This window comes from Denitrovibrio acetiphilus DSM 12809, assembly GCF_000025725.1.
GTDB classification, from domain to species: Bacteria; Chrysiogenota; Deferribacteres; order Deferribacterales; family Geovibrionaceae; genus Denitrovibrio; species Denitrovibrio acetiphilus.
Map to the genome: position 1 here is coordinate 3074828 of NC_013943.1, position 18219 is coordinate 3093046.

Annotated in this window: 14 protein-coding genes; 2 read left to right on the forward strand and 12 right to left on the reverse strand. The window is 43.2% G+C overall.

Features of this window, described 5'->3' with window-relative positions:
* Positions 1-6 precede the first annotated feature (6 nt).
* Positions 7-1323, reverse strand: coding sequence for a pyridoxal phosphate-dependent aminotransferase (locus DACET_RS14545; RefSeq protein ID WP_013012119.1), 1317 nt, complete (start codon positions 1321-1323; stop codon positions 7-9).
* Positions 1324-1565: 242 nt separating this feature from the next.
* Between DACET_RS14545 and DACET_RS14550 the strand changes: the two genes are divergently transcribed.
* A complete protein-coding gene (locus tag DACET_RS14550) occupies positions 1566-2471 on the forward strand; it encodes a hypothetical protein (protein ID WP_013012120.1) in 906 nt (301 codons plus the stop codon).
* Positions 2472-2516: 45 nt separating this feature from the next.
* Here the strand turns inward: DACET_RS14550 and der are convergent, their stop codons facing one another.
* The 9 genes from der to DACET_RS14595 form a co-directional block, all read right to left on the reverse strand.
* Complete coding sequence (gene der / locus DACET_RS14555) at positions 2517-3869, reverse strand: ribosome biogenesis GTPase Der (RefSeq protein WP_013012121.1); 1353 nt, start codon at positions 3867-3869, stop codon at positions 2517-2519.
* A gap of 15 nt (positions 3870-3884) precedes the next feature.
* Entirely contained in the window at positions 3885-4748 is an 864-nt protein-coding gene (locus tag DACET_RS14560; RefSeq protein ID WP_013012122.1) for a hypothetical protein, read from the reverse strand.
* Complete coding sequence (gene argH, locus DACET_RS14565) at positions 4735-6120, reverse strand: argininosuccinate lyase (protein WP_013012123.1); 1386 nt, start codon at positions 6118-6120, stop codon at positions 4735-4737. Before argH ends, DACET_RS14560 begins: the two co-directional genes overlap by 14 nt.
* Before the next feature lie 227 nt (positions 6121-6347).
* Positions 6348-7469 carry a molecular chaperone DnaJ gene (dnaJ, locus tag DACET_RS14570; protein ID WP_013012124.1) on the reverse strand — a complete coding sequence of 374 codons (1122 nt, stop codon included), beginning with the start codon at positions 7467-7469 and terminating at the stop codon, positions 6348-6350.
* Positions 7470-7624: 155 nt separating this feature from the next.
* Complete coding sequence (dnaK, locus tag DACET_RS14575) at positions 7625-9562, reverse strand: molecular chaperone DnaK (protein WP_013012125.1); 1938 nt, start codon at positions 9560-9562, stop codon at positions 7625-7627.
* Positions 9563-9627: 65 nt separating this feature from the next.
* The gene (gene grpE / locus DACET_RS14580) at positions 9628-10179 is read right to left on the reverse strand and encodes a nucleotide exchange factor GrpE (protein WP_013012126.1); all 552 of its coding nucleotides are present in this window, start codon (positions 10177-10179) and stop codon (positions 9628-9630) included.
* An 8-nt stretch (positions 10180-10187) separates the two neighbouring features.
* Positions 10188-11228: a heat-inducible transcriptional repressor HrcA gene (gene hrcA / locus DACET_RS14585; protein WP_013012127.1), complete on the reverse strand. Its 1041-nt coding sequence runs from the start codon at positions 11226-11228 to the stop codon at positions 10188-10190.
* 214 nt (positions 11229-11442) lie between these two features.
* Positions 11443-12369, reverse strand: a complete 927-nt coding sequence (locus tag DACET_RS14590) for an SIR2 family NAD-dependent protein deacylase (protein WP_211204087.1) — start codon at positions 12367-12369, stop codon at positions 11443-11445.
* A 68-nt stretch (positions 12370-12437) separates the two neighbouring features.
* Positions 12438-12695: a DUF2917 domain-containing protein gene (locus tag DACET_RS14595; protein WP_013012129.1), complete on the reverse strand. Its 258-nt coding sequence runs from the start codon at positions 12693-12695 to the stop codon at positions 12438-12440.
* A 101-nt stretch (positions 12696-12796) separates the two neighbouring features.
* Here DACET_RS14595 and DACET_RS14600 point away from each other — a divergent pair, with 101 nt between their 5' ends.
* Complete coding sequence (locus DACET_RS14600; RefSeq protein WP_013012130.1) at positions 12797-14227, forward strand: aminotransferase-like domain-containing protein; 1431 nt, start codon at positions 12797-12799, stop codon at positions 14225-14227.
* On the opposite strand, the gene murI is transcribed toward DACET_RS14600, so the two are convergent.
* A complete protein-coding gene (gene murI / locus DACET_RS14605; RefSeq protein WP_013012131.1) occupies positions 14224-14994 on the reverse strand; it encodes a glutamate racemase in 771 nt (256 codons plus the stop codon). The two genes, DACET_RS14600 and murI, sit on opposite strands and share 4 nt — an antisense overlap.
* Positions 14995-15059: 65 nt before the next feature.
* Entirely contained in the window at positions 15060-18110 is a 3051-nt protein-coding gene (locus DACET_RS15825) for an EAL domain-containing protein (protein ID WP_052293544.1), read from the reverse strand.
* Between the last annotated feature and the right edge of the window lie 109 nt (positions 18111-18219).

The following is an 18219-nucleotide window of genomic DNA, read 5'->3' on the forward strand; positions in this document are numbered from 1 at the left end:
GCTGGTTTAGCTGTTTTGTTTACCGGATTCTACATACTCAACGATTTTCTTTTTAAGTGTCTGAACCATATTTTCAAACTTCTCCACATTTTTCTCAAGCAGTGTCATCCTGAACCCGGGAGTAGAAGTAAAGAATGATGTGAGCGGCACAACACATATACCTGTTGCACCCAAAAGATAGTATGTGAACCGCTTATCCATCTCTATGCGTCCGGATGTGAGGTCCTCAACTATATTTCTTACTTCGTTAATTTCTATGTTCAGTTTTTGCTTGTCAGAGAGTACGGCCTCATTGAATACCACAGACATATAGAAAGCACCGTTAGAGCGGTTAACAACTACGTAAGGGCAGTCCTTAAGTATGTTGTAGGCTATGTTAGAGAGCTTCTCATAGTGCTTCAGTCTCTCTCCGAGATAAACAGGGTATTCGTCATGTTCCATTATGTGCGGTATAGATAGCTGAGGGAGAGTTGTGGAGCACACCTCAGACATCTTCTGGTTTAGTATGGCGTTTACAAATCTGGCGAACTGCTCGTCTTTATCTGCGTTATAAACTTCCATCCAGCCGCATCTTGCGCCAGGCCAAGGGTATTCTTTTGATATGCCTTTCATAGATATACCGGGTACATCACCGATGATGTCAGCTAGTGCAGGAGTCTTGTGACCGTTGTAGACCATATTGTGATAAATTTCATCAAATACAAGCATAAGCTCATACTCTTTGGCTATCTCAACAATACGGTGTAAATCCTCGACTGTGTGGACATATCCCGTCGGATTGTCGGGGTTGATAACAAGTATCCCGACTACAGAATGAGAGCTTCGTACTTTTCGCTCCAGCTCGTTGAGATCCGGACGCCAGTTATTATAAGGATTCATTCTATATGTATTAGGCGGGTAGGATGCGTGAAGCACTTCCGCCAGAAGGTGTGTAGAGTAAGTGGGTTCGGGGAGCATTATCCTCGCATCCACTCTGATTGAGCTATACGCTCGCGCTATTGCGTCGCCAAGTCCGTTAAAAAATATGATGTCTTCTTTTGTGATCTGTGCCCCGCCTCTGGCGTTATTTTTATCAGCCAGATACTGGCGCACTTCTTCGACACCTTTTGTTGAGCAGTATGCAAAAGAGAGGTCATGATTCTTAACTATGTCCCCGATGGTATCTTTCATCCAGTCGGGAATGATCTCGCCTTTTGCCACAGGGTCGCCGATATTTTCGTAACATATCTCGACACCGTGTTTCTCCAGCAGCTTAGCTACTGTTACAATGTTGCGGATTTCGTATGTGAGTCCGTTTCCGCTTTTTGCTAAGTCATAGCGCATGTTTTACACCTTTGTTATTCGGGGCTTGCCCGTTTTTTTAAACTTCTTTTTGTTGCGACGCAAAAAGAGTACAAGTTAACTTTTATATTACAACTTATCGGATAATTCCACCCATAAGTTAATCAGAGCGCATTTAAACATAAATTTTCTGAGCTTAAGTCAAAAATGAGGATTAAAAAAACGATGAAAAAATGTTAAAATATCTTAAGTGTGTCTATAGAAATTGAAGAGGAGAAGAGATTATGAGAAAATTATTATTGCTGCCGTTGATGGCATTGATTGTTGCTTGCGGCGGGAGTTCCAGTGACCGTGACTCCGGACCTTACCGTTTGGTTAAAGTTGACGAGTATTCTTCATTACCTAAAACAACCGGAATTGGAAAAGCGGACGCATCTGGAACAATAGTAAGGTCGTATGAGATTTCTTACAACGAGGATGGATATGCTTCGAAGGTGGAATATTTTAAAGATGATTCATCAACTCTTTATGAGACTTACGACTATACCTATAATGCAGACAGCAACCGTACAGAAATTTTAATAACTGACAATGAAAATGACACCATTGATGATATCATAACCTATACTTATGATAGTAATGGTGTTCTTTCTGCTTCTTCGAGCGATGACGATGGAGATAACACTATTGATTTTACATCTGTTTATACTTCTGATGCAGACGGACTGATAACCAGAATCGACGAATATGATGAACCGGGGCATGTTCTGGACAATAGCATTGTGTATACCTATTCTGACGGGCTGCCTACACAAAAAGAGGAAGATGATGATGGTGACGGCATCTTTGATGAGACCACTGTTTACACATTCTCAGCATCTGAAATGCTCCTTACGGCTGTTACTACAGGAGATGATGAAGAAACTGTTACCTACAGCTATGACAGCGATGATAACCTGCTGGCGATAGCTTATGATAATGATTCGGATTCTGTGACAGACCGGATAAGAACATTTACTTATGACGATAACGGAAACATTGTTAAAGTTGAGGATGATTATAACTCTGATGGTGTGGCAGATGCGCAAGCAGTGCTGACGTATGAATCCGGAGAAGAGAAGGGGACTGATATAATATGGCACCAGATATACGGCTACGAACCGATTATATATGAGCAGTACAATAGATAAGAAAAACTATGAGCGCAGTTTTAAGACTGCGCTCTTTTAATTTAATTAACTGTTTTTTACTTCATCGCGCATATTTTCCCCTTTCGTCTCTCCACGTTTTCTCAGATGGACTCTGACCGGAACTCCGGAGAAACCGTGATACTCTCTTACGAGGTTCACAAGAAAACGCTGATAGGAAAAATGCACAGAGTCGGGATAGTTTACGAAAACTACAAATTCAGGGGGGAGTATGCTCACCTGAGTTATGTAGTAGAATTTGATACGCTTATTTTTAACCACAGGCGGCTGATGTCTGTAAACGGCTTCTTCGATAATCTGCTGAAGCTTGTGGGTGCCGATACGCTTTGATGCTTCTATGTAAAGGTCTTTTGCAGCTTTGAATATTTTATAGATATTTTTCCCTGTGATGGTGGAAGTAAAAATCATCGAAGGATTATTCAGGAACTGAAGCTTATAATCGACATCTTTAAGGAAAGCCTTAGCAGCGTCGTCCTTATCTTCGATTAGATCCCATTTGTTGACCACAAGGATAACAGGTCTGCCTGCTTCCCATGTGTCTGCTATGACCTTTACGTCTCTCTCTGTGATGCCCTCTTCAGCATCTATAAGGCATACTGAAATATCTGCACGTTCAACAGCATCCTTCCAGCGGTAATAGCCGTATTTTTCTATTTTGTCTTTGAACATCGACTTCTTTTTGCGTATGCCGGCAGTATCAATGAGAACATATTTGTCGCCGTCCAGCTCAAAGAAAGTATCCACAGCGTCACGGGTTGTGCCTGGTATAGGAGTAACGATAAGACGTTCCTCTCCCAGCCATTTATTTATCATGCTGGATTTACCTACATTAGGGCGTCCTGTGACGACAATTTTTATGCGTCCCTCATACGGGTCCGTAGTGTCGTGCCCCTCTGGTATGAATTTTATTATTTCGTCCAGAAGCATGTCTACGTTACGTCCGTGGGAGGCGCTTATTGCAATTATATGCTCGACTCCCATGCGGTAGAAGTCATATATGAAGTCCTCTTTGCTGTCAGAGTCGACTTTGTTCACTACGAGCTGGAATGGTTTATTTTTATGACGGAGCAGGTCTATAACTATTTCGTCCAGCGGGTGAACGCCTTCCGTTCCGTCAGCCATGAGTATAAAGTAATCCGCTTCGTCCAGTGCAGAGTAAAACTGCTGCTGCATCTCTTTTTTTACGAGTTCTTCTTTCAGGTCAAAACCGGCAGTGTCCACTATGCGGAATTTTTCGCCTTCCCATTCAGTAGTGAACTCAATGCGGTCACGTGTAACACCAGGCATGTCATCGACTATCGCAAGGCGTTTGCCGGCGAGTCTGTTAAAAAGTGTTGATTTACCAACGTTTGGTCTGCCGATAATTCCGACTGTAAACATATATTTGTATCCTTATTATTTGCAAAATCTGTAGCTGGCAGTGGTTGAGCGCAGCTTTGTGTTAAGAGCATTTACAGTTATATCGATGCAGTTGTCAAACTCTTTCTCATATACTGCGTATGGAACTGCGGTTGTGATAGTTTCACATGAAACATCGTTGCACACTTTTGTTTCATATGATGCTGCACCTTTTACGCTGTCCCACACAATGCGTGCTGCCCCGCCTATAAAAACGGCGGTGAGTCCTGTTATCTCAGGCAAAGGTTCCGGTTTGGTCTCAGGTAGAATGCTGACTGGAAATCTTTCTCCTCTGTTTCCGTAGGAATCCATAAGAGATATCTCCACATTATTGTTAACAATATCTTTTTGCTCTGCTTTCGCTGTTGTGTAGCCAGTCTGGACAATACTTTTTCCGCCGGAATATATGTCCATACGGATAAAATCAGAACTTGGGGTTACATCCAGAATTACCGCACCATCGTCCTGTGTCACTTCTATATCCTGTACAACAGGCGGGATAGAGAAAACAACAGGGTAAAGCCTTGGCGCTGAGAGCAGTTTATATTTGATAGTCTTTTTTGTAACCTTGTAAACGTATGCCTGATCCGGCTGAACATCAGTGTCTATGAAGTCCTCACCCGGAGTGAGAACTTTCAGCCTGGAGTAGGACGAGCACTCAGAGCCGACAAAATCTGCTTTTTCGACTATAAGGAATGCTTTTTCGTTATTCGCGATAAAAAAACCTTCCGGCTGTGCCTTTACAATTACGCTCTTCGGGTACTGGACATTCTCCAGAGACTCCTTAGGGATTGGGTCAGTCTTCTTTCCGCAGGCTGTAAGTATCAGAAGGGCTGCAAAAAGCAGGCTAATATATTTCATTTAAAAACTTCTTTGCGCTTTTGATCTGTTCTTTTACAGAGGATTCCGCAGTACCGCCGTAAGCGACCCTGCTGTTAACAGAGGCTCTGACAGTTATATACTGATAGATGTCATCGGTGATAACGTCGGTGAATCTTGCAAATTCATCCATAGAAAGTTCGCTCAGGTCAACGCCTTTTTCAATGGCGTATGCAACGGCAGAACCGACTATATGGTGAGACTGGCGGAAAGGAACTCCTTTGCGTACAAGGTAGTCAGCGAGGTCTGTAGCAGTTGAATATCCGTTTCCTGCTGATTTTTCCATTTTGTCCTTTCTGAGCGTCATCTTTTCAACCATCGGAGAGAAAATCTTCAGTGATGCCTTAATAGTATCCACGGCGTCAAAAACAGGCTCTTTGTCTTCCTGCATATCTTTGTTGTATGCCAGCGGAAGTCCCTTCATAGTGGTGAGCAGGCTGATAAGGCTGCCGTAAACACGTCCTGTCTTGCCTCTGATCAGCTCCGGCATGTCGGGGTTTTTCTTCTGAGGCATGATTGATGAGCCAGTGCAGAAGTCGTCAGAAAGCTCAATAAAGCTGAACTCTGATGCAGAGTAAATTATAAGCTCTTCTGAAAACCTTGAAAGATGCATCTGGCATATCGAACACGCAGCCAGAAACTCTAACGCAAAATCCCTGTCGGAAACAGAGTCGAGACTGTTTTCCGTGGGAGCTTTGAATCCGAGCTCTGCTGCTGTGAAGTGCCTGTCTATGTTAAATGTTGTCCCCGCAAGTGCTCCCGCCCCGAGAGGACAGAAATCCATACGTTCCAGACAGTCTGCGAATCTTGAGAAATCTCTTTTGATCATCTGAAAGTAAGCCATTGCCCAATGTGCGAAGAGTATAGGCTGCGCAGTCTGAAGGTGGGTGAATCCCGGCATCATGACTTCATGTTCTGCTTCTGCTTTTTTCATCAGAGTGTTGAGAAGTTCTGCGATGAGTGCCTGAATTTCAATAATTTCAGCTTTGAGATACATCCGGAAATCAACAGCGACCTGATCGTTTCTGCTTCTCGCTGTATGAAGACGTTTTCCTGCGTCGCCGACAAGCTCCGTCAGGCGTTTTTCAACGGCCATGTGGATGTCCTCGTCCTCTGTTTTCCACTCAAGCTTACCGGTTTCTATCTCCTGCAAAACCTGATTCAGCCCTTTTATTATGCTGTCACGGTCTTCCGTAGAGATTATCTCCTGCTTTGCCAGCATTTTAGCGTGTGCTATGCTGCCTTTGATGTCATATTTATAAAATCTGTTATCAAAGTGAACAGACGCATTGAATTCTTCAACAAACTTGTCAGTGGGCAGTGAAAATCTTCCGCCCCACATCTTTTCAGACATATCGATCTACCTCTAACTATTGTATGTTTGATTTATATTATAAATGGCTGAAAAACACAACAGACATAACGTCAGACCATGACTGTAACCTGAGAAGTTCAGATTTACAGTCTCTAAATATATTAGAAGATGAAAGAGGAAAAGCTCAAAAAAGATAGTTGGTCTGCTCACCCTTTCACTTGGGATGCTGATTATAATTAAAAATATATTAACTTAATGCCGGCTGCCTAGCTGAAGAAGTTTTTCATTTTGTCCCATATAGTTTTGTGAGTTGAATAATTATCATCAGTGGTGGCACCGTCAAATTTCTGTAAAAGTTCCTTCTGCTCCTTAGTAAGCTTAGTAGGTAACAGAACTTTTATGTCTATGTTCATATTCCCTATACCGTAGCCCTGAACATCCGGCAGGCCTTTCCCTTTGAGTACGATTCTGTCGCCCGGTTGTGTTCCGGCTTTGATTTCGAGTTTTTCTTTGCCTTCCAGCGTGGATATCTCCAGCTCTTTTCCAAGCACTGCATCCACAAAGGATATTGGAAGCTCTACAAATATGTCTCGTCCGTCTCTGCGGAAGAAGTCATGCTCTATAACGTTTATCTCGACATAAAGATCCCCTGAAGGACCTCCGTTCATCCCTGCGTTCCCTTTACCGGTCACCCGCAGTGTCATGCCACTTTCAATTCCTGCTGGTATCTTGAGATTAATTTTACTTTTTACCCTATGTGTACCTGCACCTTTGCACTCGGTACATACTTCTTTGATTACCTGCCCTGTTCCCCCGCAGTTTGAGCAAGGTGTGCTTATAGCAAAAAGTCCCTGCCTGCGCTGAACAGTACCGGAACCGTTACATGTCGGGCATGTTTCCATTGCTCCTGGTTCTGCACCGGAACCGTCACATCGTTTACAATTTTCTGTTTTTGGAATCTCAATCTCTTTTTCGACACCGAATGCTGCCTCCATGAATGTTATGTCCATATCATACTGGATGCTCTGACCTTTCTGGGGTCTGCGTTTGCGTTTAGTGTTGCCGGTTGTGCCGAAAAAGTCGCCAAAGACATCACCGAAGAATTCTTCAAAAATGGTTTCCCCGCCGAAGTTGCCTCCGCCTCCGCTACTGCTGAATCCGCCGTTTTCGTCAAAAACACGACCGTACTGGTCATATTGTGCGCGTTTTGTACCATCTGAAAGTACTTGATAAGCTTCGTTTATTTCACGAAATTTCTCTTCGGCGGCTTTGTCCCCAGGATTTCTGTCCGGGTGGTATTGCATTGCGAGTTTGCGGTATGCTTTTTTAAGTTCTGCTTCTGTGGCGTTTCTTTTAACGCCGAGTGATTCGTAATAATCTTTGGACATTTATATTTCCCCGTAGTTTTGAAAGCTAGTCGAGAAGGGCAGTCTACCCTTTCTGCATATTTCAGCAGTGGCGAGTATAGCCCACCTGGATTAAATTTCAAGAAAAAGGGCGATGTAAAAGGATACACCGCCCACAAAATCTATGATTTAAAGGATTATTTTTTGTCTTCGTCCTTTACTTCTTCGAATTCTGCATCGACTACGTCGTCAGCAGGTTTTTCTTCGCCGGAGTCAGCACCGGCATCTGCTCCGCCTTCAGCGTTTGCAGCATTTTCAGCCTGAGCAGTTTTATATATCTCTTCTGCTAGTTTGTGAGCAGACTGAGTCAGCTTATCTATAGCTGCTTTGATAACTTCCGGATCTTCGCCTGTGTTGGCATCTTTAAGTTCCTGAAGTGCTTCTTCGATAGATTTTTTAGTTGCTTCGTCAACTTTGTCACCATGCTCTGTCAGAGATTTATCTGTTGAGTAGATAAGTGTGTCGGCTTGGTTTTTAACTTCCACAAGCTCTTTTTTCTTCTTATCTGCCTCAGCGTTCACTTCTGCATCTTTTACCATTTGATCAATCTCTTCATCAGAGAGACCGCTTGTAGGGGTGATGCGGATGGACTGTTCTTTGCCTGTTCCCTGATCTTTAGCGGAAACATGGAGAATACCGTTTGCATCTATGTCGAAAGTAACTTCGATCTGAGGAATACCGCGTGGTGCAGCGGGGATACCCACAAGGTCGAAACGTCCGATTGATTTGTTGTCAGCAGACATTTCACGTTCACCCTGAAGGACACTGATAGTAACAGATGTCTGGTTGTCAGCAGCAGTTGTAAACACCTGAGACTGACGTGCAGGGATAGTTGTGTTTCTTGTAATGACTTTTGTCATTACACCGCCGAGTGTTTCTATACCGAGGGAAAGAGGTGTAACGTCCAGAAGGAGTACGTCTTTCACGTCGCCGGCAAGAACAGCACCCTGAATAGCAGCACCGACAGCAACCACTTCATCAGGATTAATACCTTTATGAGGTTCTTTACCGAAGAATTCTTTAACACGTTTCTGTACGAGAGGCATTCTTGTCATACCACCTACAAGGATAACTTCCTGAATCTCGCTTGCGGCTACACCTGCGTCTTTCAGTGCTTTTTTGCAAGGCTCAAGAGAACTTTCCACAAGGTCGCCGACAAGTGACTCAAATTTGCTTCTGGAAAGTTTTACCACAAGGTGTTTAGGACCGGATGCATCTGCTGTGATGAACGGAAGGTTGATCTCTGTTTCGCCCGCACTTGAAAGCTCGTGTTTAGCTTTTTCAGCAGCTTCTTTAAGACGCTGAAGAGCCATTTTGTCATTTTTAAGATCAATGCCGTTCTCTTTTTTGAACTCGCCAATAAGCCATTCAACAACGCGCATATCAAAGTCGTCACCACCAAGGAATGTGTCACCGTTAGTGGATTTAACCTCAAATACCCCGTCGCCGAGCTCAAGGATGGATATATCGAATGTACCGCCCCCAAGGTCGTATACAGCGATTTTCTCATCATTCTTTTTGTCCAGACCATATGCGAGTGCAGCGGCTGTAGGCTCGTTTATGATACGCTGAACATTCAGTCCGGCGATCTTACCGGCATCTTTAGTAGCCTGACGCTGTGCGTCGTTAAAGTAAGCAGGAACAGTGATAACAGCTTCAGTAACTGTTTCACCAAGATAGTCCTCGGCAGTGGATTTCAGCTTCTGAAGGATCATTGCTGATATCTCCTGCGGAGCGTATTTTTTACCTTTTACCTCAACCCATGCGTCCTGATTGTCTGAGGGAACGATTTTGTAGGGGAGGATGTCTTTGGCTTTTTTAACCTGAGGACCGTCAACTTTTCTACCGATCAGTCTTTTGATGGAAAAGATGGTATTTTCAGGGTTTGTGATAGCCTGACGTTTTGCAAGCTGACCGACAAGTTTGTCTGTGTCAGTGAATGCAACAACTGAAGGAGTGGTAAGTGTTCCCTCAGAGTTCGCGATAACCTTTGGTTTACCACCCTCCATAACGCTTACACAGGAGTTTGTAGTACCAAGGTCGATACCTATAACTTTTTGAGATTTAGTAGCCATAAAATTATCTCCTTTTATCTATGTTTTTTACTAATATCCAGAAATTTTCTGCTTACTGCAGATCATTAACTTTTCTTATTCACTTTAACTTTTGAAGGGCGGACAACCCTGCCGTGCAGTTTGTAACCCTTTTGCAGTATCATCAGCACTGCGTTGTTTTTATAATTGTCGTCATTGTCTACCATAAGCGCTTCGTGATAGAGCGGGTTGAACTCGTCGCCGATGTTCAGCTCTATCTCCTCCAGACCGTTCTTCTCCAGAACTTCACGCATCTGCTTAAGCGTAAGCTCCACCCCCTGTTTCAGTGATTCCACTGGGTTATCAGGGTTGATATGATCCAGAGAGGTCTCGAAGTTGTCCATAACAGGGAAAAGCCCTGCAATAAGGTTCTGGTTGGAAAATTTGAGTTTATCATCAAATTCCTTGACCAGTCTTTTACGGACATTCTCCAGATCTGCTATGGTGCGAAGCTCATTCTCTTTCGCCTCATTAAGCTGCTCAAGAAGGCGCATGTTCTGTTCCTGAAGAACAGTTATCTCGTCTTTCTCTTCCGTTTCCGCAGATTCAGAGTTTTCGTCTTCGGGATTTTGTCCCTTTTCGTCCTTAATCTCTTCCATCTATTTCCTCACTTGCTCTCTAAAAATTTCCCTAGAATGTCAGTGACTATCTCCGCAGAGCAGTCCACGACAGAGATCACGTCAGAGTATCTCATCCTTTTTGGTCCAATGATGCCGAGCATCCCGACAACATTTCCCCCTCTGGAGTATGTTTTTGTCACAAGCCCCAGTTCGGATATCTCCTCTCTTCCTATCTCTGTTCCGACAAATATATTTACACCTTTTTCGTTCTGGCATTTGTCCAGAATGTCAAAGATAAATTTCTTCTCTTCAAAAGTTCCGAGCAGCCCTTTAAGTCTGGATACATCGCTGAATTCCGGTAAGTCAAGTATGCCGGATGCACTGCTCATAAAAATATCCGAGTCGCCGCTGCTTTTGGCAAATACGGCTTCAGCCATGGATGATACGTTCTGAAAAAGATGATCCATCGTCCGCTTATCGTCTTTCATCTCTTCTACTATTTCGGACTTAACTTCCATCAGGCTTTTGTTTTCAAAGTGAGCGTTAAGGTAGTTGCTCACCTGTACTAAGTCTGACTCTGTGGTTGTCGTCGGAACCTCTATCATAACGTTATGCACTATGCCTGTACGCGCAACTATCACAGCAAGTACGGTTATTGAACTCAGCCGTACAAACTCTATGTGTTTCAGCAGCATAGTGTTCAGTTTCGGTGATATAACAAACCCTACTGAGCTTGTCAGTTTGCCGAGGCTGTCGCTGATCTTCTTAAGCACACCGTTGATGTTATCTGCGCCGCAGTCTGCTCTCAGGCTGCTTATTATCGATTCTTTATCCGCATCAAATGTTACAAGCTTGTCTATGTAGTATCTGTATCCTTCGTCAGAGGGGACACGTCCGGAGGATGTGTGCGGCTGCATTATGAATCCCTTGTCTTCAAGGTCGCTCATAATGTTTCGTATGGACGCAGGTCCAAGCTTAAGCGGTCCTGTTTTGGAAATAAAACGTGAACCGACAGGCTCGTTGCTCTGCACAAACTCCTCAATAATTGTTTTAAGGACGATTTCCTCTCTTTCGTTAAGAAAACTCACAGTTACCTCATGTTAAACCCTGCATTTAATTCCGTTTTCAGTTGCAGGAGACGGGCAATACTGCTTTTTGCAGTCAGATATCTCCATCGTATTTTTGTTGTGGAGTATATCTTTTTTAGTTATTAGCACTCGGAGGGGTTGAGTGCTAACAATGATAGAATAAGAATTCATCCTTTTTGTGTCAAGGACTTTTTGGTCTGGTTATTTATAGAAATCATCTTATCTGATCAAGGGCATCACGGATAACGCCGAAGGCTTTTGCTGCCCCCTGCTGAATATATATATCAGGTCTGCAAACTCTGGTAGAGTCAGGGTCGGGGTTTATAGTAATAACTTTTGCTCCGTGGGACTGCAAAGATTTTGCTATGTAGTCATTGGTGGGGATCTCGCTGCTTGAGCCTACTAGGAATATAAGATCCGGTATATGTACTTCGTCTAAAAACTGCCTGTAATTATTGTATTGGTGCAGGTGCTCAACATACTCCCAGTCGCCGAACATTAAAACATTCGGACGGAGGAGAGAGGAGCAGTGCGGGCAGAGGGGCATGTCTGATGCGGACATTGTTTCGTAGTCCAGTTCGCATAAAGGTACCTGATCGTTTTGTTCATACATAAAACGGCATCCGTTTCCGTTCATGCACTGTATTCGCCAGATAGAGCCATGCACTTCCATAACTTTTGATTCGTCCAGACCGGATATAAGGTGGTAGCCGTCTGTGTTGGTTGTATGCACAAAGGCGTTTTTAAAATAATTATTCAGCATGTCATTTATTATCTCATAGCCTATGTGCGGAGTGTTTTCGCGTGCGTTTCGTCTACGCCATTCGTAAAATGCCCAGCTGTGGTGTGCCTGAGTGCGGAAAGAGTGGGGGGAGGCAAGTTCCTGCGGGTGCAGTCCCTTCTCTTTGAAAATGGGGAAGTTGCGCCAATAGCCGTCACGGTCGCGAAAGGTTGGTATGCCGGAATCAGCGCTCATGCCTGCACTGGTGAGGAAAAGGCATGTTTGTGCATCTTTAAGAAGTGTTATAAGGTTGTCCATCCAGTATCCCTTTTTACTGGAATTATAGCATGAATTGGTGTTGGGCACAGTATTTTGCAGAGCCTCAACAGCCCGAAGAGGCGATCTTAAGACTGTGCCCAAAGCATTACGTTTGATGAACCTAATCTAAAAGAACAAAAAGACTATAGCATTAGCCTTTTTGTAATCGCCTAATGTGCCATTTCGCCCGGAATATCTTTTCTGAGAGTAAAAGCAAAACTGACAGCGGCATCTTCCAAAGCTTCAAGTACAATTTTATCTTTTGTTATCAGGCTGATGTCTTGCCCTTTCTGCAGGACAATATCACCAAAACCGTGACCTGCTGTGATCCATAGCTTGCCCTCAGTACATGATATACTTGCAAACTCATGGCTTTCGATGGACATTGTCTGAAATCTTTTAAGCTGCTCCACGTTTTTCTGTGTCACACTGTTACCCTCATTTGATTTATGATTGTAATATATTCAGTAAACAGTTACCATAACAGATACAGAAAACAGGAAATGTTACCATAACAGTTGAGGGTGATATGACAAAACTTAAGCAGAATTATAAGTTCCGTCAGGTGATGGATGTTATTGTTAATATGGTCAAAAATGAACTTCTTAACCCGGGGGATAAGGTGCCTTCTCTCCGAAGGATGAGTGAAGACCAGTCGGTTAGCATCTCAACTGTTATGCAGGCATATATGGAACTGGAGTCTGTGGGGATACTGGAGGCTAAGCCTCAGTCTGGTTTTTATGTTTCAAAGGGGAGCCTTAAGCCGAGAGAGCAGATAAGCAGAACAACCCCAAGCAAAAAACCCGTACGTGTTACGAAGAGCGAACATATACAGAAAGTGCTTCATGACATGATGGATCCCGATATTATCCCTTTAGGGTGTGCGATACCATCCGCTGACCTCCTGCCTCATAAGGAGCTTCTGGGGATAATGAAAAGAGTTCTGAACATGGAAAGGACAACTAACCTTGAATACGGCGATACTCAGGGGGATAAGTTTTTTCGTCAGCAGCTTGCGTATTATATGAATATGAACGGCAACGATGTTCACTCTGATAACATAATCGTTACAAACGGTGCTTCGGAAGGGATGTCCCTCGCTTTGCGTGCTCTGACAAGCCCGGGGGATCTTATCCTTATGGAATCACCCAGTTATTTCGGCTTTATGCATCTGCTTGAGACGAGCAAGGTGTTTGCTATGGAGCTTCCGACCTGTCCGGAATGGGGTATTGATCTGGATGATTTCTATCAGGCAGTTAAAAAATATGGAGTTAAGGCGTTTCTCACGCAGCCGAATTTCGGCAATCCACTAGGGCACACCTATCCGGAAGAAGTTAAAAAAGAGATAGTTGAAATCTGTACAAGATACAACGTTCCTGTGATCGAAGACGATATAAACGGTGATTTTGCATTTAACGGCAAGAGAGGGAGCAACCTTAAGAAATATGATAAAGAGGGGAATGTTATACACATCTCTTCATTTTCCAAAACTCTCAGCTCGGGGATGCGCATCGGGTGGATAGAAGCGGGGAAATATTTTGATGATATACTCAGGCAGAAGATAGCCAGCTCTCTTGCTACTAACGAAATAAACCAGCTCACCATTGCACACTATCTGGCATCAGGAAAGTATCCGAGACATCTGCGCAGAATGAATAATGCTATTAAGAATCAGGTGGAAAACTATAAAATGAAAATTTTTAAATACTTTCCGGAAGGCACAAAGGTGTCCGACCCTCAGGGCGGTTTTGTACTCTGGGTGGAGCTGCCTGATCAGGTTAATACAGATGAGATATTTATGAAAGCCGTGGAGGAGAATATATCTTTTACACCGGGCGGTATATTCAGTTCTCAGGAGCGTTATACAAACTGCATGAGGATAAATTGCGGCTTCCCCCTTGATGAGCGCATCGAAAGAGGTATCGAACGTCTGGGAGAAATGTGCCGCGGGTACCTTTAAGGTTTCAGGACAGCTTTCTTTGCGGTAATTCCGCCGGCAAGTATGTTTTTAAGGGTTTCAAATGCAGGGGACTCGTCCGTCAGGTATATCTCTCTTTTACTGTGCTGGTTTACATTTAGTTTGAGTTCGTTGATGCAGTCTATAATTGCTTCGGAGCTGTCAACTATCTTTATGTCGGGGTAGAACTTCGCTATAACATTCTTTAGAAGAGGGTAGTGAGTGCATCCGAGAATGAGTGTATCTGCACCCGTTGTCATCATGTTGTCCAGATAGTGCCTGACCACCATGTCAGCAATGTCTGTATCCACAAGCATCTCTTCCACTATGGGAACAAACAGAGGACATGCTGTTTGCGTAATCTCTACGTCACTGCGTATGGCTTTCAGCGCTTTCACATATGAACCGCTTCGTACTGTGGCGCGTGTGCCTATGACGCCTATCTTATTATTTTCTGTTACCTGAAGGGCGCTATATGAACCTGGCTCAACAACCCCTATGACGTTCACTTTGAATTTTTTTCTGATATGGTCTATGGCATATGATGATGCTGTGTTGCATGCAACAATAATAGTATCAATGTCGAAGTTGTCCACTAGAAAGCCGGCACACTGAAGACTGTAGTTTATGACTGTCTCCTGTGATCTGCTTCCGTATGGGACACGGGCTGTATCGCCCAGATAGTGCATGTCGAGTTCTGGAAAGTGCTCGCTTATAGTTTTGTAAACAGTTAGTCCGCCGACTCCGGAGTCGAAGATACCGATTGCCAAGTGAATAACCTCTCTGAAAATAAGGATTTGATAATAGCTCTTATGCAAACTGTTGGCAAGGGTGATTATTTCCAGTTTCGTACGAACTCAAGGAACTCGTCGTAAGGCATCGGCTTGCCGTAGTAGTAGCCCTGAACGATGCTGCACCCCATATCTTTCAGCATATTAACCTGTGATTCTGTCTCCGCACCCTCAGCCACAACATTCAGCCCAAGGCTCTTTGACATGAGTATTACAGAAGAGACTATAGACTCACTATCAGTGTCAGAATCAATTTTGCTTATGTAGCTTCTGTCTATCTTTAATGTGCTGATCGGCATTTTTTTAAGATAGCCTATTGAGCTGTAGCCCGTTCCGAAGTCATCAATGGCAAACTTTATATTAAGATTACTGATTTCGTTCATTATTCTGGATATTGTGGATAAATCTTCAGTAAAGATATTTTCAGTTATTTCAAATTCGACATTTCGGTTATTTAGTCCTGCTGTTTCAATTGACTTTTCTACAAACTCCACCAGTCCTTTTTTCATGAACTGGCGCAGGCTGAGATTTATGGCAATCTTAAGATCTGCAAAGCCTTCTTTATGCAGCTTTGCTGTGTCAGAGAGTGCCCTTTTCATAACCCATTCGCCTATAGGAAGTATAAGCCCGCTATCTTCTGACAGCGGGATGAATTTGTCCGGAGGGATAAAGCCAAGCTCAGGGTTGTGCCATCGCAGCAGTGCCTCCATGCCCATTACAGAATCTGTGGCGAGGTCAATTTTAGGTTGGTAATGGAGAGAAAATTCATCGTTTTCTATAGCTCTGTTCAGTTTGGACTCCATGATAAATCTGTCTCGGATAGTTTCATCAAGGCCATCGGTGTATAGTTGTATATTGTTTTTCCCCGTTTGTTTTGCCTGATACATTGCTATTTCGGCATTTTTTATTAGTTCAGAGGCTGTCAGCCCGTTATCAGGGTAGACTGATATGCCGGCACTGGTCTGTATGAAAAGCTCATAGCCTTGAATGTGAAGAGGCTCAGAGATTCTTTTAGTAACATTCTTGACCATTTCAATTAATGCATCCTGATTTTTTACCCCTGTGAAAAATACAGTAAATTCATCTCCGCTGAATCTCGCCGCCATATCCGGACCGTGGACAGTATTTCTTATCCTTTCTGCAATAATCTCCAAGACCTTGTCACCTGTTGTATGTCCCAGTGTGTCGTTCAGATTTTTAAACCTATCTAGATCGAGAAACATTATTCCTATGCACGAAGGAAGGTGGTTCTTAGGTATCTGTTCGGCAAGCTTATCTGTGAAATATATTCTGTTTGGCAGTCCGGTGAGACTATCGTGTGTTGCCTGATATTTAATTTGCTCTTCATACCTTTTTTGTTCGGTTATGTCGTGCAGAACGCTGATGAATTCTGTAATTTCGCCCTCGCTATTTCTTATGCTTGAGCAGCTCATCAGTGTGGGGAATATTTCGCCGTCCTTTTTTTTCTGCCAGACTTCTCCGTCCCATTTGCCGTATTTAAAAAGGTTTTTCCAGAGGTCTTCGTAAAAATAGTCAGGATGAATACCCGGGCGGAACATTCTGGCATTTTTGCCTATAATTTCTTCCTCGCTGTAGCCAGTGGTAGACGAGAAGGCTTTGTTGCACGAAACAATTTCTCCGTCTTTTTTTACAATCATTATTCCGTCGAGAGTATTGTCAAAAACTTTTGATGCGAGCAAAGTTTTTTCCTCTGCATTTTTGATTTCTGTGATATCTATCCCCTGGAGAATTGTGCCGGCATATTTAGTGTCACTGAAAATATCTGTAATATTCCACAGAATATAGCTGTTTTCGCCGGACTCCCTGTGTGTTAAGGCAGATTCAAACTGTGCCGAGCTTGATACATCAGTATCGTTGTTCTCCAGTGCGACCTTTGCGTGGGGGAAGATATTGTATATGTGGCTGAGGTGTTTTCCAAGCATGTTCGAGCTGTCATACCCTGACAGTTTCTCCAGTGCATTGTTGAAAAGCGTAATATTTCCGTTTCTGTCCCAGGTTGCTATCGGTGCCGCTGCATTGTTGATCAGCTTTTTCATATATGCCTGAGCCTCTGTCAGGTCATAGTTGACATCTGCTATTGAACCGGCAAGAAGGTTAAACTCTGAGATTATGGATTTTTTGAACTGAATATTTTTGTTTCCGGACATAATTGCTTTTGTGTAGTCAACAAGCTTATAGAGTGATTTTACTGTAATTATATTGATCAGATATCCCATGACAATTGTGATAATAAAGACTATGAGCATAGCAATGTAGCCCATTTTAATATTTTGTTTTTTTACATTTTCTATGAAATGGTCGGGGAGATTCTGGTAGAACTTTAAGTCTACTCCTCCGGCTCCCAGCCTTATATCAGAGCAGAATGAAACCTCTTCGCTGGTGAAATTCACGCTGTTAGCATTGTAGCATGTTTGGATAATTTGCTTTTCTGAGCGTTTTATATTACCAGCTATTATGCTGTCTCCGTATACTAATGCCGCTTCGGATATGTCTGTTGCCTGCATTATCTCTTCTATTATTTCAGATGCACTGTTCAGGACTATCCCTGTGTATAGATATCCGGCTAATTCCCCTGTTTTCCTACTGATGACTTTTGCAGATCCTGAGAGAGCGACTAATATCCCGCTGCTTGACTCAGACTGTATTACCCGTATCCCTTCACGGAGGAAACGTCCGTTTGCTGTCATGTAGTCTACGATGTGGCTGGTATCGTAGAAAGGCGTGCTGGCGTCAAAAAGATACTTTCCGTCAGCAGACTGGAAAAAGAATATGTCGATATCTTTTGCAAAAGAATGATCATATATTTCCATTATTTCTGCTTCGAAGGTTTCAATGTCTCCCTGGGTGTATGCTCTTACTACATCGGCAAAAACGTACTCGATATCATCAATAGTGTTGGTTAGTATGGCAGATTTTTTGTCCAGAATCATAGTTGCTATGCGGGAGTTCATTTTAATGATTTCTGTCGTTTTATTCATAAATGATTTACGGGTGAATTTATCACCCATGAGGAACATAGGCGCAGAGAGTGCCACGGACATTATTACTATTGCCAGTATAAAAAAATAACTCAAGTTTCGCATCTCGTATCTTTGCGCTAACTTATTGTTATAGTTAATATAATAATAGAAAAAGTCTCACATAAATGGTATATTGATTTTCGAAGAACAATTACATCTAGGA

Bases quoted from the DNA above. Each gene is read 5' to 3' on its own strand.
- DACET_RS14545 (WP_013012119.1), bottom strand. From the start codon at position 1,323: ATGCGCTATGACTTAGCAAAAAGCGGAAACGGACTCACATACGAAATC.
- DACET_RS14550 (WP_013012120.1), top strand. From the start codon at position 1,566: ATGAGAAAATTATTATTGCTGCCGTTGATGGCATTGATTGTTGCTTGC.
- der (WP_013012121.1), bottom strand. From the start codon at position 3,869: ATGTTTACAGTCGGAATTATCGGCAGACCAAACGTTGGTAAATCAACA.
- dnaK (WP_013012125.1), bottom strand. From the start codon at position 9,562: ATGGCTACTAAATCTCAAAAAGTTATAGGTATCGACCTTGGTACTACA.
- dnaJ (WP_013012124.1), bottom strand. From the start codon at position 7,469: ATGTCCAAAGATTATTACGAATCACTCGGCGTTAAAAGAAACGCCACA.
- grpE (WP_013012126.1), bottom strand. From the start codon at position 10,179: ATGGAAGAGATTAAGGACGAAAAGGGACAAAATCCCGAAGACGAAAAC.
- DACET_RS14560 (WP_013012122.1), bottom strand. From the start codon at position 4,748: ATGAAATATATTAGCCTGCTTTTTGCAGCCCTTCTGATACTTACAGCC.
- DACET_RS14600 (WP_013012130.1), top strand. From the start codon at position 12,797: ATGACAAAACTTAAGCAGAATTATAAGTTCCGTCAGGTGATGGATGTT.
- argH (WP_013012123.1), bottom strand. From the start codon at position 6,120: ATGTCTGAAAAGATGTGGGGCGGAAGATTTTCACTGCCCACTGACAAG.